The sequence below is a fragment of the Nocardiopsis sp. iso_237 genome, assembly GCF_056173345.1.
The window spans coordinates 5,410,112-5,426,017 of sequence record NZ_CM149669.1; the positions used below are offsets into that span (position 1 = coordinate 5,410,112).

Here is a 15,906-nt window from a genome sequence, read left to right on the forward strand (position 1 = left end):
CATGGGTGCCGGGGCCCGGATCGGTCCCCGCGCCGACATGGCACAGGAGCAGGCGCCCCGAGCCGCGGCCCCGAAGGGCCTCCGCCAGGAGCCCCTCCCTCACAGGGATGCCCGGGAGTGGACGGGCGCGCCCTTGATCACCTGCACGTCGGGCACCCGGCCGCGGACCTCCGTCCGCAGTTCGGCCACCGACTCGGCCACGGTGTCCAGCTGGTCGGTCAGGTCGTCGGCGCGGCCGAACATCTCGGCCCGGTTCTCACCGGCGATCTCGGCCACCTCCCGCACCTGCCGGTCGAGGCCCTTACGGAGCTGCCTGACCTGGGCGGCGGTGCGTCGTGACTGGACGACGAGCAGCGCGACCAGCCCGCAGAGCACCGCCAGGGCGGTGATCTGCACGGCCGACCACGGGTCGATCAGCCCCAGGAGGTACAGGAATCCGAGTGTCCCGGAGACCGCGAGCACCGAAAGAAATGCCATGAGAACGAGACGCCGCCGCAGAAATCGCAATTCAAACCCCATTCGCGCGGAACACCGGATTTCCCCAGGGCCAGCCGGAGGGAAGAAGCGCCCACGACCCACCCGACCCCACAGTTCCACCTCCACTACCGCAACGAAGAACCAGGCTGGCGCGCATACCACGATGTTTGCCAATCCCTTGCACCCATTTTGAGACGGAATACAAAAGATGGAATGAATCGCCATAGGGACATATAGGGGAAATTCATGGGACACCGAAAAGGGACCGCCCCGCCCGGATGTCGAATTTTCGATATCCGGGCGGGACGGCCCCGTTCTGACCGGCTCGGGCCGTCAGTCCTCCAGGTCGATCTGACGGGCGATCTCGGCGTCGATCTCGGCGGAGATCGAGGTCAGGATGTCGTCCGGCACCGCGGAGTCCACGGTCAGGGCGATCAGCGCCTTGCCGCCCTCCTGGTCCCGGATGACCTGCATGCCCGCGATGTTGACCTCGGCGTCGCCGAGCAGCGCGCCGACCTTGCCGACGATGCCCGGGCGGTCCTCGTAGGAGAGGAACACCATGTGCTCGTCGAGGCCGATCTCCATCGTGTAGTTGTTGATCTCCACCAGCTTCTCGGACTGGCGGGGACCGGTCAGCGTGCCCGAGACCGACACCCGGGTGCCGTCGGCCAGCACACCGCGCACGGAGATCAGGTTGCGCCAGTCGTTGCTGTCGTCACTGGTCACCAGGTTGACCTCGACACCGCGCTCCTTGGCGAGCAGCGGCGCGTTCACGAAGGTCACGGTGTCCTCGACCACGTCGGTGAACACGCCCTTGAGCGCGGCCAGCTCCAGGACCTTCACGTCGTGCTGGGCGATCTCGCCGCGCACCTCGACGTCGATCCGCGCGGCGAGCGCCCCGGCCAGGGAGGTGAACACCCGGCCGAGCTTCTCGGTGAGCGGCAGACCCGGCTTGATCTCCTCCGCGACCCCGGTGCCCTGCACGTTCACCGCGTCCGGAACGAACTCGCCCGACAGGGCCAGCTTCACCGAGCGGGCCACCTGCGTGCCCGCCTTCTCCTGCGCCTCGGCGGTGCTCGCGCCCAGGTGCGGGGCGACCACGACGTTCTCGAACTCGAACAGCGGGCTGTCCGTGGTGGGCTCCTTGGCGAACACGTCGATGCCCGCACCGGCCACCCGGCCGTCCTTGAGCGCGCGGTAGAGGGCCTCCTCGTCGAGGATGCCGCCGCGCGCCGCGTTGATGACCCGCACCGAGGGCTTGACCTTGCTCAGCGCCTCGTCACCGATCAGGCCCACCGTGTCCTTGTTCTTGGGCAGGTGGATGGTGATGAAGTCGGAGCGCTCCAGCAGCTCGTCCAGGGTCACCATCTCCACGCCGATCTGGGCGGCGCGGGCGGGCTGCACGAAGGGGTCGAAGGCGATGACCCGGGTACCGAAGGCCAGCAGGCGCTGGGCGACCAGGGCGCCGATCCGGCCGAGGCCGACCACGCCGACGACCTTCTCGTAGAGCTCCACACCCGTGTACTTGGAGCGCTTCCACTCGCCGTTGATGAGGGCGTTGTGGGCGGGGGCGGTGTTGCGGGCGCTGGCGAGCAGCAGGTTGATGGCCTGCTCGGCGGCGCTGATGATGTTGGAGGTCGGGGCGTTGACCACCAGGACACCGGCCTTGGTGGCGGCGTCCACGTCCACGTTGTCCAGGCCCACTCCGGCGCGGGCGACGACCTGGAGGCGGTTGGCCGCGGCGACCGCCTCGGCGTCCACCTGGGTGGCGCTGCGCACGATCAGGGCGTCGACGCCGGACAGGGCGGGAAGCAGCTGGGACCGGTCGGCACCGTCCACATGGCGTACTTCGAAGTCTTCCTCGAGAAGCGCGATTCCGGCGGGCGAGAGCTTTTCCGCGACGAGTACGACGGGTTTGGTCACAACTGTTCCTTTTCGGGTGGTGCGACCCGATCGCGCAGGTGGAGGCGCTGCCCGAGTCGGGTGTGACGGCCGGTCAAAAGTCTACTAGCGGGGTAGGGAAGCCCGTCGGGCGGAGGGGGGACCTCCGACGAAAGAAGAGTCACCCTCCCCCGCGAACGCCACCGGGGCGGAGCACCCGCCCCGCCCCGGTGGGGAGTTCGCCAAACGTCGGCTGCTACTACGCCTTGAGCCAGCTCATCAGCGGACGCAGCTCGGCACCGACCTTCTCGATCTGCTCGTTCTGCTCGGCCTCACGGCGCTTGGAGAACGTCGGCTGACCGGCGTCGAACTCGTCCATGAGCTCCTTGGCGTAGGAGCCGTCCTGGATCTCGCCCAGGATCTTGCGCATCTCCTCGCGGGTCTGCTCGGTGACGAGGCGCGGGCCGCGGGTGTAGCCGCCGTACTCGGCGTTGTCCGAGACGGACCAGTTCATCTTCGAGATGCCGCCCTCGTACATGAGGTCGACGATGAGCTTGAGCTCGTGCAGGCACTCGAAGTAGGCGATCTCCGGCTGGTAGCCCGCCTCGACCAGGGTGGCGAAACCGGCCTTGACCAGCTCCTCGGTGCCACCGCACAGGACGGCCTGCTCACCGAAGAGGTCGGTCTCGGTCTCCTCGGTGAAGGTGGTCTTGATGACACCCGCCTTGGTGCCGCCGATGCCCTTGGCCCACGACAGCGCCAGGTCCCACGCCTCGCCGCTGGCGTCCTTTTCGACCGCGACCAGGCAGGGCACGCCGCGCCCGGCCTCGTACTGGCGGCGGACCAGGTGGCCCGGGCCCTTGGGGGCGACCATGGCGACGTCGACGCCCTCGGGGGCCTCGATCAGGCCGTAGCGGATGCTGAAGCCGTGCCCGAAGAAGAGGGCGTTGCCCGCCTCCAGGTTGGGCGCGATCTCCTGCGCGTACAGGTCACGGTGGATGTGGTCCGGGACCAGGATCATGATCACGTCGGCCTCGCGGGTGGCCTCGGCGGGAGTGACGACCCGCAGGCCCTCCTCCTCGGCCTTGGCACGGCTCTTGGAGCCCTCGGCCAGGCCGACCCGGACGTCCACGCCCGAGTCCCGGAGCGACAGCGCGTGGGCGTGGCCCTGGCTGCCGTAACCGATCACGGCGACCTTCTTGCTCTGGATGAGCGCGAGGTCGGCGGCGTCGTCGTAGTACATCTCTGCTGCCACTTGGTGTTGCTCCTTGTTTCTCACGTTCTTGGGGGCGGGGTGCCGTCCGGCCGTGTCCGGACAGCCTCTCAGTTCGGGCTCCGCCGGGTGCCGTTTCGCCGGTGACGGCTCAGGCGCTGCGGTCGACCGCCCGCAGGGAGCGGTCGGTGATCGAACGGGGACCCCGTCCCAGGGCGACCAGCCCTGACTTCACCAGTTCCCGGATCCCGAAGGGTTCCAGGTTCCTGACCAGGGCATCGAGCTTCTCGGGGTCGCCGGTGGCCTCGATGACGACGACGTCCGGGCTGACGTCCACGACGTGCGCGCGGAACAGCTCGGCCGTCTGAAGCACATGGGTGCGGCTCGACGCGTCGGCCTTGACCTTGACCAGGAGCAGCTCGCGCTGCACCGACGCGGTGGTGTCCATCTCCACGATCTTGACGACGTTGACCAGCTTGTTGAGCTGTTTGGTCACCTGCTCCAAAGGGTGGAGGTCGCAGTTGACCGCGATCGTCATCCGGGACAGTCCGGTGTACTCAGTGGTGCTGACACTGAGCGAGTCGATGTTGAACCCACGACGGGAGAAGAGGGCGGAGGCCCGGGCCAGGATGCCCGGGGTGTCCTCGACCAGAACGGAAAGCGTGTGACGGCTCATGGTGGTTCGGCCCTACTCCTAGTCCTGGTGTTCCCAGTTGGGCGCCATGTCGCGCGCGTACTGGATGTTGTCGTTGCTGACGCCGGGGCCGACCATGGGCCAGACCATGGCGTCGTGGTTCACGGTGAAGTCGACGACGACGGGGCGGTCGTTGATCGCCATCGCCTTCTCGATGGTCGCGTCGATGTCCTCGGGGCTCTCGCACCGCAGGCCGACGCAGCCGTAGGCCTCCGCCAGGCGGACGAAGTCCGGGATGCGGACCTTCTCGTCCAGCGGCGAGGTCTGGAGGTTGGTGTTGGAGTAGCGGCCCTCGTAGAACAGGGTCTGCCACTGGCGCACCATGCCCAGGTTGCCGTTGTTGACCACGGCGACCTTGATCGGGATGCCCTCGATCGCGCAGGTGGCCAGCTCCTGGTTGGTCATCTGGAAGCAGCCGTCGCCGTCCACGGACCAGACGACGCGGTCGGGGTCGCCGACCTTCGCGCCCAGGGCGGCCGGGACGGAGAAGCCCATGGTGCCGAGGCCGCCGGAGTTGACGAAGGAGCCGGGGCGCTCGTAGTCGACGAACTGCGCGGCCCACATCTGGTGCTGGCCGACACCCGCCACGTAGGTGGCCTCGGGGCCGACGACCTGGCCGAGGCGCTGGATGACCGCCTGCGGTGACAGGGTGCCGTCGTCGGGGGCGTCGAAGCCCTTGGGGTAGGTGGTGCGCAGCTGCTTGAGCCGGTGCCACCAGGCCTCGTAGTCGCCCTGGCGGCCCTTCTCCTGGTCGGCGCGGACCGCCACGACCAGGTCCGCGAGGACCTCGCGGCAGTCACCGACGATGGGCACGTCGGCGTGGCGGTTCTTGGAGATCTCGGCCGGGTCGATGTCGGCGTGGACGATCTTCGCGTCGGGGGCGAAGCTGTCCAGCCGACCGGTGACGCGGTCGTCGAAGCGGGCGCCGAGGGCGACGATGAGGTCGGCCTTCTGGAGGGCGCCGACGGCGGCGACGTCACCGTGCATGCCGGGCATGCCGACGTTCAGCGGGTGGCTGTCGGGGAAGACGCCCCGCGCCATCAGCGTGGTGACGACGGGGACACCGGTGAGCTCCGCCAGGACGCGCAGCTCGGCGGAGGCTCCGGCGCGCAGGACCCCGCCGCCGACGTAGAGGACCGGGCGCTTGGCGTCCGCGATCAGGCGGGCGGCCTCGCGGACCTGCTTGCCGTGCGGCTTGGTGACCGGGCGGTAGCCGGGCAGGTCCAGGCGCTCGGGCCAGACGAAGTCGGTGCTGTTCTGGAGGGCGTCCTTGGAGATGTCGACGAGCACCGGGCCGGGGCGGCCGCTGGAGGCGATGTGGAAGGCCTCCGCGATGGTGCGGGGGATGTCGCGGACGTCCTTCACCAGGAAGTTGTGCTTGGTGATCGGCATCGTGATGCCGCAGATGTCGGCTTCCTGGAACGCGTCGGTGCCGATCATCGGGGAGGCGACCTGGCCGGTGATGGCGACCATCGGGACCGAGTCCATGTGGGCGTCGGCCAGCGGCGTGACGAGGTTGGTGGCCCCCGGACCGCTGGTGGCCATGCACACTCCGGGTCGGCCGGTGGCGTAGGCGTAGCCCTCGGCCGCGTGCCCGGCTCCCTGCTCGTGGCGCATCAGGATGTGGCGCACCTTCACCGAGTCGTAGAGGGGGTCGTACGCGGGGAGGATGGCGCCGCCGGGAATCCCGAAGACAGTGTCAACGCCGACGTGCTCCAGCGACCTGATCAGCGATTGGGCGCCGGTCATCTGCTCGGTCATCTCAAGATCCTTCAGCGAGGGTCCAGAGCGGTACTGCGGCTCTGGCGGTGGTGGTTCTGGTTCTCGGCCTGGTGCGGCAATAAAAAAACCCCCACCGCCGGGTGGCGGTCGAGGGTGGCGCGCAGCAGAAGTAGCTCAGTGGGCTGCGCGCCGACCAAGTACGAGAATCAGGGAGTTGTTCTGCACGTTGACAACATTGGCCGACGGGACGGTCGCGCGTCAACCAGAACTGAAGTTTGTCTCACTATTTGATACAGAAATGTCAGAATGCGGCCGACCCGACACCGGCACCACCGCGCTGACCTGGGCGAACAACGACGAAGCCCCCGTCGCGTGTAACGCAGAACACGCGACAGGGGCTCGACACTTCCTTCGTAAGCCGGACTTAACACCGCATGTCGCCCGGTTCCGGACGGACTACAGGGTGGCCCCGGCCTCCCCGCCCACCAGGGCCTCCACGCCGCTCGCGGCCATGGGCCGGGCGACCAGGAACCCCTGGCCGTGGTCACAGCCCATCACCCGCAGCTGCTCCAGCTGTTCGGGGCGCTCGATGCCCTCCGCGACCACCTGGACGCCCAAATCGCGGCCGAGCTGGATGATCGTGTGCGTGAGCAGGGTGACCGTGTCGTCGCGGCCCAGGTCCGCGATGAAGGACGGGTCGATCTTGATCGCGTCCACGCTCAGCTCGCGCAGGTGGGCCAGCGAGGCGTACCCCATGCCGTAGTCGTCGATGGCCAGGCGCACGCCGAGCTCCCGGAGTTCGCCCAGGCGGGCGACGGCGTCTCCCCCGTCGTCGAGGAGGACCTCCTCGTCCACCTCCAGGGTGAGCACCTCGGCGGGCAGACCGGTCTCCGCGAGCACGCCCTCGACCGTCTCCACGAACCTCGGGGACAGCACCTGCTTCACGGACAGGTTCACGGACAGGCCGATGTCCCAGTCGGAGACCCGCCACACGGCGACCTTCTCGCAGGCCTCCCGCAGTATCCACTCACCCAGGGGAACGATCAGGCCCGACTCCTCGGCGGCGCCCAGGAACTCGGCCGGGCCCACCGCCTCGCCGTCGCGGTCCCAGCGCACCAGCGCCTCCACCGCGTTCACCTGCGAGGTGCCCAGGTCCACGACCGGCTGGTACTCCAAAAAGAACTCGCTGTTGGCCAGTGCCTGGCGCAGCCGGATCTGGAGCTCCAGCCGGGACACGACCATGTCGTGCATGTGGGCGGCGTAGACCTCCACGTTCCCGGCCCCGCGCTCCTTGGCCCGGGTCATCGCGACGTCGGCGTTGCGCAGCAGCTCACCGCTGTCGGTGGCCGCGTCCGCGAAGGCCACTCCGATACTGGCGGTCAGCAGGATGTCCCGGTCCGCCACCTGGAAGGGCTCCGAGGCGATCACCCGGCCCAGCCGCTCGGCGAGGTCGACCACCCGCTGCGCCTTCGGCACGTCCTCCACCAGGACCGCGAACTCGTCCCCGCCCCAGCGGGCCAGCGTGGCCTCGGTGCCCAGCTCGCCCCGGAGGCGGCGGGCGGCCTGTCCCAGCATGTGGTCGCCGCGCACGTGTCCGGCGGAGTCGTTGACCGCCGTGAACCCGTCGATGTCCAGGAAGATGACCGCGACGTCCCCCGAGGGGTCCTCGCTCATCGCCCGGTGCGCCAGCACGTCGCTGGCCCGCTCCTCCAGGTAGGCGCGGTTGGGCAGGCCCGTGACGCCGTCGTGGAAGGTCAGGTGCTGGACCTCGTCCTGGAGGGCGACCTGGGCGCTGATGTCGCTGGTCGTGACCAGCAGGCGGTCGGGCTCACCCGGCTGCTCGTACAGGGAGATGGTCGAGGAGGTGTGCCGCCAGGTGCCGTCCGCCGCGCGCACCCGCAGGCGCAGGTGCACGCCCTGGCTGGCGCGCTCGGTGAACAGGTCCGTGACGGCCTTGGTCCGCGCCAGGTCCTCGGGGTGGATGAGCGTGGTCACCGGGGCGGCCAGGACGTCGTCCAGCCGGTAGCCGAAGGCCTCCGCCGTGCCCGGACTCATGTAGTGGACGCCGCCGTCGCGGTCCAGGACCAGGATGACGTCGCCGCTGTTGCGGGCCAGTTCGTTGAAGTGCCCCTCACGGTTGCGGACCATGCGGGCGAGCGTGGAGTTCTCCTCCAGCATCCCGACGACCCGCAGCAGCAGGACCAGCACCGCCGTGCCCGCCGCCAGCGGCAGCACGGGGGCGACGTCCGGCAGGCGCAGCGCCGCCACGGTGAGCACCACCGTGGCCACGAACACCGAGGCCACGGCGGCGATCTCCGGCGCGAACCGGTACAGCCCCCGACCGGTGATCCTCCGGGGGGCGGCGCCCGGCCGGTGCTCCACCAGCCACGGCAGCGCGCCCAGCAGGGCGAAGCCGAGGAAGCGCACGGGCTGCTCGACGCCGCCCGCCACCGGCGGACCGGTCAGGCGCGTGACCGCGCCGACCATGTCCGAACCCGCGATGACGACCAGCGCGCCGATCGCCACCAGCACCGCGCGCCGGGTGCTGTGCGGCGACATGAACACCAGCGGTATGAGCAGGCACAGCACCACGATGTCGGCGACCGGGTAGACCAGCGCGAAACCGAGGAACCCGGCCCCCTCGCCCAGCTCCTCGTAGAGCGGGGAGAACAGCAGGATCCACACCACGGAGAAGACGGCGGCGGCGCACACGTAGCTGTCGGTGATGTGCCGCAGGGCCGTGCGCAGGCCGCCCGGCCAGGGAGCGAACCGGGTGAACCCGATCACGAAGAGTGGCAGCGCCGCGAGCGCGAAGAGATCACCCAGCGTGAGCGAAAGGACCGACGCCCCGCTGAAGGAACGCGTGATGGCGTGAGTGAGACCACCCGCGCACCAGGCCAGCGCGGCCAGTCCGAGGAAGCGCAGCGCGGCGGGGCCGTCGGCCCCGTCCACGTGGGCCTCCCGGTCCGCGCCGGTCCGGGCCCAGCGCCGCGAGGCGTAGAGCAGCGAACCGCCCGCGACACCGGCCACCACGGCGGTGGGCCACTGCCCCAGGGAGGCGGCCAGCGTGGCGTCCCCCACCGGGACGACGGTCCCGGCGAGGTAGAGCAGGAAAAGCGCGCCCAACCCGAACAGTCCCAGGCGGCGTGCCCTCGTTCCCATCACCGGCCTCCCAGCGGGTGCGCGGCGACCCGGGCGGCCCCCGGCCGCCGTCGCGCTCTCTCCTCGAACATGGAGCACCCACCTCGTGATCACTCGCGTCAGGACGCGGCGCCGTGCCGCACCACTGGTTGCCGCCCGGAGTACTCGCGGGACCGGGACGAACGGCGGCGGGGTGGAACCGGCGGGCCGGACTCACCCCCGTGCGTGGACACCCTACGCAACCAAGGTCACACAGCGATTGAGGAGCGGACGAGAGATGACGACAGAACCATCACCGTGAGTAAGCGTCAGCCGGGTGCTCCCCTCCCCCGCAGGGACGTCGGCGCCGCGGGGACCGAGTCCCCGCGGCGCCGCTCACGCACCGGGCAACGAACTGGACCCGGTGGCGGTTCCGCGCACCCGGGCCGAACGGAGGAGCCCTACCTCACACCTGCCCCGAGGGGCGGTGCGACCCGCCTCCTCCTACGCGGAAAGCCTTTCCAGGATGAGCTCCCGCGCGCGACCGGCGTCGGCCTGGCCCCGGGTGGCCTTCATGACGGCGCCCACCAGGGCACCGGCCGCGGCCACCTTGCCCCCGCGCACCTTGTCGGCGGCGTCGGGGTTGTTGGCGATCGCCTCGTCGACGGCCGCGCCCAGGGCGCCGTCGTCGCTCACGACCTTCAGACCGCGGGCCTCCACGACGGCGTCGGGCTCGCCCTCACCAGCGAGGACGCCCTCGACAACCTGGCGTGCCAGCTTGTTGGTGAGCGTGCCCTCCGCGACGAGCGCGATGACCCGGGCGACCTGCGCCGGGGTGATCGGCAGGGAGGAGAGCTCGACCTCCTGCTCGGTGGCGCGGCGGGACAGCTCGTTCAGCCACAGCTTGCGGGCCTCGGCCGAGGGCGCGCCCTCGGTGACGGTCGCCTCGACCAGGCCGATGGCGTCGGCGTTGACCAGGTCGCGCAGCTCGGTGTCGGAGAGGTTCCACTCGGCCGTGACCCGGGCCCGCTGGGCGGCGGGGAGCTCGGGCAGGGTGGCCCGCAGCTCCTCGATCCACGCCTCGGACGGGGCGACCGGGACGAGGTCGGGGTCCGGGAAGTAGCGGTAGTCCTGCGCCTCCTCCTTGGAGCGGCCGGAGGTGCTGCGGCCGAGGTGCTCCTGGAAGTGGCGGGTCTCCTGCACGACCCGCTCCCCGGCGTCGAGGACGCCGGCCTGGCGCTCGATCTCCGAGCGGACGGCCCGCTCGACGGAGCGCAGGGAGTTCACGTTCTTGGTCTCGCTGCGGGTGCCCCACTTGTCGGCGCCGCGCTCGTTGATCGAGACGTTCACGTCGCAGCGCATCGAGCCCTCCTCCATGCGCACGTCGGAGATGCCGAGCGAACGGACCAGGTCGCGCAGTTCGGCGGCGTAGGCGCGGGCCACCAGCGGGGCGAGCTCGCCGGTGCCGGTGATCGGCTTGGTGACGATCTCCAGCAGCGGGATCCCCGCGCGGTTGTAGTCGACGTTGGAGTGGCTGGCGCCGTGGATACGACCGGTGGAACCACCGACGTGCGAGGACTTGCCGGTGTCCTCCTCCATGTGGACGCGCTCGATCTCCACGCGGAACACGCGCGGCCCCTCGGGGGTGTCGACCGTGACGTCGAGGTGCCCGTCCACGCAGATCGGCTCGTCGTACTGCGAGATCTGGTAGTTCTTCGGCATGTCCGGGTAGAAGTAGTTCTTCCGCGCGAACCGCCCCCACGGGGCGATCGAGCAGTCGAGCGCCAGACCGAGCCGGATCGCGCCCTCGACGGCCTTCTCGTTGACCACCGGCAGGGAGCCGGGGAAGGCGAGGCAGACCGGGCACACCTGCGTGTTGGGCTCGGCGCCGAACGCGGTGGGGCAGGGGCAGAACATCTTCGAGGCGGTACCCAGCTCGATGTGGGTCTCCAGGCCGAGCACGGGTTCGTACGTGTTCAGCGCCTGTTCAAAGCTGGGAGTCACCGCGTGGGCCATCGCCGCAAACCCGTTTCAGTAGAGGACATACCTTCCAGGTCAGCCTACCGAGGCTGAGAGGTCCGGCGGTCCCGTCCCCGGGTGGGGTGCGGCTGACGGATGTCACGGCAAGCACACGATTGGGTCGCTGTGGAGACGATCTCCTCGGTGACGGGCGCCGGGCCGTTAGTCTTGATTGCCCAGGAACACGATTTCGCCGGTAGGGGCCTTCGCCCCCTTCCGCCCGTCCCAACAGGAGCGCCCGCGCATGTCCGGCATCCTGCTTCGGTGCGCCGCGCTGCTTTCCGCCTCCGCGCTGATCGGCACCCTGACCACCGCCCCCGTGGCGGCCGACGACTTCTCCCGTCTCGACCGAGACCCGGTCGCGGGTCTGCCCGTCGTGCTCACTGACGGCGACGAGGTGGACACGGCGCTGTTCAGCCTGCGCGTGGCCGACGAGGTCTCGGTGCGCGCCTACGCGCTGGTCGTGGACGAGGAGGTGCGGCCGCGCACCGCCTACGTGGAGTCGTCGTGGGCGGACCGCCCGGAGTGGACCGGAACCACCGGAACCTCGGCCCCCGCGAACCGGGCCAACTGGGTGGTGAGCAACTCCTACCCGAACGTGGCCCTGCCGCTGCTGGGCGCCGCCTCGGGGGTGCTGTTCCTGGAGGAGGCGCACGCCATCGCGGCGACCCAGGCCGCGCTGTGGAACGTGCTGGACGGGGTGGAGCCGGACCCGGAGGCCAACCATCCGGACGTCACCGCCCTCTACACGTACCTGGTGGAGGGCAGCGTGGACGCCGGGGGCGGGACCACCGCCCGTTCCGTGGAGGTCTCCCCCGCCCAGGTCGAGGCGGTCTCCCCCGAGGAGCCGCTGGGCCCCCTGACCGTCTCCAGCGCCGGCGAGGGGCCGGTGCGGCTCTCGTTGCGCGGCGCCCCGGCGGCGTGGCTGGTCGACGCGGCGGGACAGGAGGTCTCCCAGGCCCACGACGGGGACGAGCTGTTCCTCGACGTGGACCCGTCCGTTCCGGCCGGGGTGGTCACCCTCCACATGCGCGGCGACGAGGTCCCTCTGGAGGAGGGCCGCCTGTTCACCGGCCGCGAGGGGGTGCGGACGCAGCCGCTGATCACCGCCGAGCCGGGTTCGGCGACGAGCTCGACCAGCGCGACGTTCACCTGGCGGGGCGAGGAGCCGCAGGAGCGGACCGAGGAGCCCGAGCCGGAGACGGTGGAGCCCGAGGCCCCGGAGGTCCGGGAGGTGCCCTCACCGGAGCCCGAGCCCGAGGAGACCCCGACCGCGGTGGCGGAGGACCGGAACACCGGGAGCGGCCTGGCGCTCACCGGCACGTGGCTGTCCGGTCTGCTGGTGATCGCCGGAGCACTGGTCGTGTCCGGGCTGCTCATCCTGGTTCTGGGCAGAAAACGACGCGACTGAGAACCAGGGAACTCGTCCTTCTCCGAACTGGCGTTCCATAACATCGCGACATAATGCGGCTTCGCCCCGCCGGAATTCTCCGCCGCCCGTTATTCGTCACATTTTCAGTGAGTCGGGTTGGAAGTGGGGAATCCGATCGCTAGTATCGGGCGGGCGGTCGCCATTCCCATGGCGCACGCGGCCCGCCTCCCGCGTGAGCGAGTCCGATCGGAAGGACCGCTTCCGGCCTGAACGGCCACCGCGCCCCTGCCCCCGACATCGTGCGACACCCCGGGGGCGCACCCGACAGCCCTCCCTCATCGACGAGGGCTCCCATCCGTGGCGACCGCGCCCTCCGCACACGGCTCCCCATCGACCTGGGCGGATTCCATCCGGTAACCCCTAGCAGACACCGGGACACAACTTGAGCAACTTCTCCCTCCCCCGCACCGCCGGACGCGCTGGTCTCGCCGCCACCGCCGCGGCGTTCCTCGCCCTCGGTCTGGCCGCCCCCGCGGCCGCCGACGAGGTGGAGACCTACGAGGGTTCCCTCGAAGGCAGGTACACCGGCAACGCCGAGAACGGCCCGAACGTCCACATGAACGGCGAGGAGGTCCGGCCCAGCCTCTTCAACCTGGAGCTGACCGACGGCAGCGTCCTCACGACGTACTGCATCGACTTCCGCACCCAGATCGTCGGCGGCGCCGAGTACAAGGAGGACGACTGGGCCAACTACCCCGGTGAGGGCTCCTTCGCCCAGCCCGGCAAGGTCCTGTGGATCCTCCAGAACTCCTACCCCCGGACCGACGCCGCCGCCCTCGGTGAGGCCGCCGGTGTCGAGGGCCTGAGCAACGGTGACGCCCTCGCTGCCACCCAGGCCGCCATCTGGCACTTCAGCAACGACCTGGACCTCAGCGAGGGCAACAGCGAGGCCGTCGAGAAGGTCTACGCCCACCTCGTCGAGAACGCCGAGGAGACCGAGCGGGAGCCCGGCGCGGCGCTGAGCATCACCCCGTCCTCCGCCGAGGGCTCCGCCGGTGAGACCGTCGGTGAGTTCGTCATCGAGACCAACGCCACCGAGATCCCCGTGGACCTGACCGCCCCCGAGGGCGTCGAGCTGGTCGACCTGGAGTCCGGCGAGGCCGTCACCACCGTCGAGAACGGCGACCGGGTCGGCTTCGCCGTCCCCGAGGACGCCGAGGACGGCGAGGCGTCCTTCAGCCTGGAGGCCACCTCCACCGTGGAGACCGGGCGTCTCTTCCAGGGCAAGGACCCGAAGAAGCCCACCCAGACGCTGATCACCGTCGACGGTGAGCCCACCACCGCCACGGCCTCCGCCTCGGCGACCTGGACCAAGGCCGAGACCCCGGTCCCGCCGACCGAGGAGCCCAGCGAGACCCCCTCCCCCAGTGAGGAGCCCTCCGAGCCCGCCGAGAAGCCGAGCGAGCCGGCCGAGGAGAAGCCGACCCCGCCCAAGGAGGACGACAAGCCGACCCTGCCGGTGACCGGTGGCGCGCTCACGGGTCTGGTCGCGGCCGGAGTGGCCGCCCTGGGTGCCGGCGGCGCCGCCCTCTACCTGAGCCGCAAGCGCAAGGCGGCCAACGGTGAGGACACCGACGCCTAGGGACGCACTCCCTGGGTCCGCGACCCCGGCCGAGCCGAGATTCCGGACACCGGAGACGGACCGGTCGGGGAGCGAACCCCGCGAGGGCCCGTCCACGTGAGAGATCACGGGGGCGGGCCCTCCGTCTTTCCTGGAGAAGTCGCAGTTCAGGCCGGTGGCACCGAGAAATCGCCCTGATTCGGCTTGGAGGTACCCCGACAGATCGCTAATATCGGACAGGCACAAACTTCTTCCCCTGTGCCTCGGGGCTCTCTCGAAGCCCGAAGCCGCCTCCGGCCCCTCCCGGACGCGCACCTCTTCCTCCTCCCGCCGCCGCACGCCCCCGGGGCCGTACGGCGCGGAACCTCATGACAGGACACGACGTGAAGCACTCCCCCAACCTCCGGAGCACCGGTCGCGCGGGTCTCGCGGTCTCCGCCGCGGCGCTGCTGACCTTCGGCCTGGCCGCTCCGGCCGCCGCGGAGCCCCTGGAGACCTACGAGGGCTCCGTGCGCGCCCAGTACGTGGGCAACCACCAGTCCGGCGACACCGTCACCATGAGCACCGGCAGGATCGGTACCAACCTCTTCAGGCTCCGGCTCGAGGACGGCAGCGAGCTGATCACCTACTGCATCGACATCGAGACGGGTATCCGTTCGAGCGCCTGGTACAAGGAGGACAGCTGGGCCAACTACCCGGGCAAGGGCTCCTTCGCCGAGCCCGGCAAGGTCCACTGGATCCTCCAGCAGGGCTACCCGTCGGTCAGCGCCAAGGACCTGGCCGAGGCCGCCGAGGGCGCCAACGCGGCCCGCGTCACCGAGTCCGAGGCGCTGGCCGCCACCCAGGCCGCCATCTGGCACCACAGCAACGGCGCCACCCTCGACCGCGGCCAGGGCAACGTCAAGGCGATCTACGACTACCTGGTGGCCAACGCCGAGGAGCTGCCCCAGGAGCCCGCGCCGACCCTGAGCGTGACCCCGGGCAGCGCCGCCGGCAAGGCCGGTGAGACCGTCGGCGAGTTCGTCATCTCGACCAACGCGGCCAGCGTCCCCGTCGACCTGACCGCCCCCGAGGGCGTCCAGCTGGTCGACCTGGAGTCCGGCCAGCCGGTCGGTGACACCCTGTCCGACGGCGACAAGGTCGGCTTCTCGGTCCCCGCCGACTCCGACGCGGGCGAGGCGTCCTTCAGCCTGGAGGCCAACGCCACCATCAAGCAGGGCCGTCTGTTCAAGGGTGAGGACCCCGAGAAGGCGACCCAGACCCTGATCACCGCCGAGGACAGCGACGTCACCGTCAACGCCGCCGCCTCCGCCGAGTGGTCCGAGGCCGACCAGCCCACCCCGACCCCGGAGCCGTCCGAGGAGCCCTCGACGGACCCGGAGCCGACCCCGGAGCCGACCGACGAGCCGGAGCCCAAGCCCACCCCGAGCGAGTCCCCCTCCGAGGACGACAAGCCCGCCCCGGGCAAGGAGGACGACAAGCCGACCCTGCCCGTCACCGGTGGCGCGCTGCTCGGCCTGGTGGCCGCCGGTGTGGCCGCCCTGGGTGCCGGCGGCGGCGCCCTCTACCTGAGCCGCAAGCGGCGGAGCAGCGGTGCCGACACCGACGCTGACGCGTAGGTAGTCCGCCCGCTCAGGGCCCGCCCCGCGATCCACTCGCGGGGCGGGCCCTTTGTCATGCGCGGACAAAACAGAAGTCCCCTTTCCGACGGACCACGCACAATACGGCGATCGGTTTACACGTGATCCCGCATTTGGCTGCTATCGGCCAGAACAAAGGACTCCGTT

Annotated in this window: 10 protein-coding genes; 3 read left to right on the top strand and 7 right to left on the bottom strand. The window is 70.4% G+C overall.

Annotated features, from left to right (window positions below):
- Positions 1 to 99: 99 nt before the first annotated feature.
- From AC0VYM_RS24390 to gatB, 7 genes are all read right to left on the bottom strand, one after another.
- Entirely contained in the window at positions 100 to 477 is a 378-nt protein-coding gene (locus AC0VYM_RS24390) for a hypothetical protein (RefSeq protein WP_475455929.1), read from the bottom strand.
- Between the two features lie 333 nt (positions 478 to 810).
- Entirely contained in the window at positions 811 to 2,400 is a 1,590-nt protein-coding gene (serA, locus tag AC0VYM_RS24395; RefSeq protein WP_475455931.1) for a phosphoglycerate dehydrogenase, read from the bottom strand.
- 217 nt (positions 2,401 to 2,617) lie between these two features.
- Entirely contained in the window at positions 2,618 to 3,613 is a 996-nt protein-coding gene (gene ilvC / locus AC0VYM_RS24400; RefSeq protein WP_475455933.1) for a ketol-acid reductoisomerase, read from the bottom strand.
- Positions 3,614 to 3,722: 109 nt separating this feature from the next.
- The gene (ilvN, locus tag AC0VYM_RS24405; RefSeq protein WP_017547239.1) at positions 3,723 to 4,247 is read right to left on the bottom strand and encodes an acetolactate synthase small subunit; all 525 of its coding nucleotides are present in this window, start codon (positions 4,245 to 4,247) and stop codon (positions 3,723 to 3,725) included.
- An 18-nt stretch (positions 4,248 to 4,265) separates the two neighbouring features.
- The gene (locus AC0VYM_RS24410) at positions 4,266 to 6,026 is read right to left on the bottom strand and encodes an acetolactate synthase large subunit (RefSeq protein WP_475455935.1); all 1,761 of its coding nucleotides are present in this window, start codon (positions 6,024 to 6,026) and stop codon (positions 4,266 to 4,268) included.
- Positions 6,027 to 6,443: 417 nt separating this feature from the next.
- Positions 6,444 to 9,149 carry a putative bifunctional diguanylate cyclase/phosphodiesterase gene (locus AC0VYM_RS24415; RefSeq protein ID WP_475455937.1) on the bottom strand — a complete coding sequence of 902 codons (2,706 nt, stop codon included), beginning with the start codon at positions 9,147 to 9,149 and terminating at the stop codon, positions 6,444 to 6,446.
- A 462-nt stretch (positions 9,150 to 9,611) separates the two neighbouring features.
- Positions 9,612 to 11,123, bottom strand: a complete 1,512-nt coding sequence (gene gatB, locus AC0VYM_RS24420; protein WP_475455939.1) for an Asp-tRNA(Asn)/Glu-tRNA(Gln) amidotransferase subunit GatB — start codon at positions 11,121 to 11,123, stop codon at positions 9,612 to 9,614.
- Between the two features lie 247 nt (positions 11,124 to 11,370).
- Between gatB and AC0VYM_RS24425 the strand changes: the two genes are divergently transcribed.
- The 3 genes from AC0VYM_RS24425 (at position 11,371) to AC0VYM_RS24435 (ending at position 15,738) form a co-directional block, all read left to right on the top strand.
- Complete coding sequence (locus AC0VYM_RS24425; protein WP_475455941.1) at positions 11,371 to 12,537, top strand: thioester domain-containing protein; 1,167 nt, start codon at positions 11,371 to 11,373, stop codon at positions 12,535 to 12,537.
- A 403-nt stretch (positions 12,538 to 12,940) separates the two neighbouring features.
- Complete coding sequence (locus AC0VYM_RS24430) at positions 12,941 to 14,140, top strand: thioester domain-containing protein (protein WP_475455943.1); 1,200 nt, start codon at positions 12,941 to 12,943, stop codon at positions 14,138 to 14,140.
- A 362-nt stretch (positions 14,141 to 14,502) separates the two neighbouring features.
- On the top strand, positions 14,503 to 15,738 hold the full coding sequence (locus tag AC0VYM_RS24435; protein WP_475455945.1) for a Cys-Gln thioester bond-forming surface protein: 1,236 nt from the start codon (positions 14,503 to 14,505) through the stop codon (positions 15,736 to 15,738).
- Positions 15,739 to 15,906 lie beyond the last annotated feature (168 nt).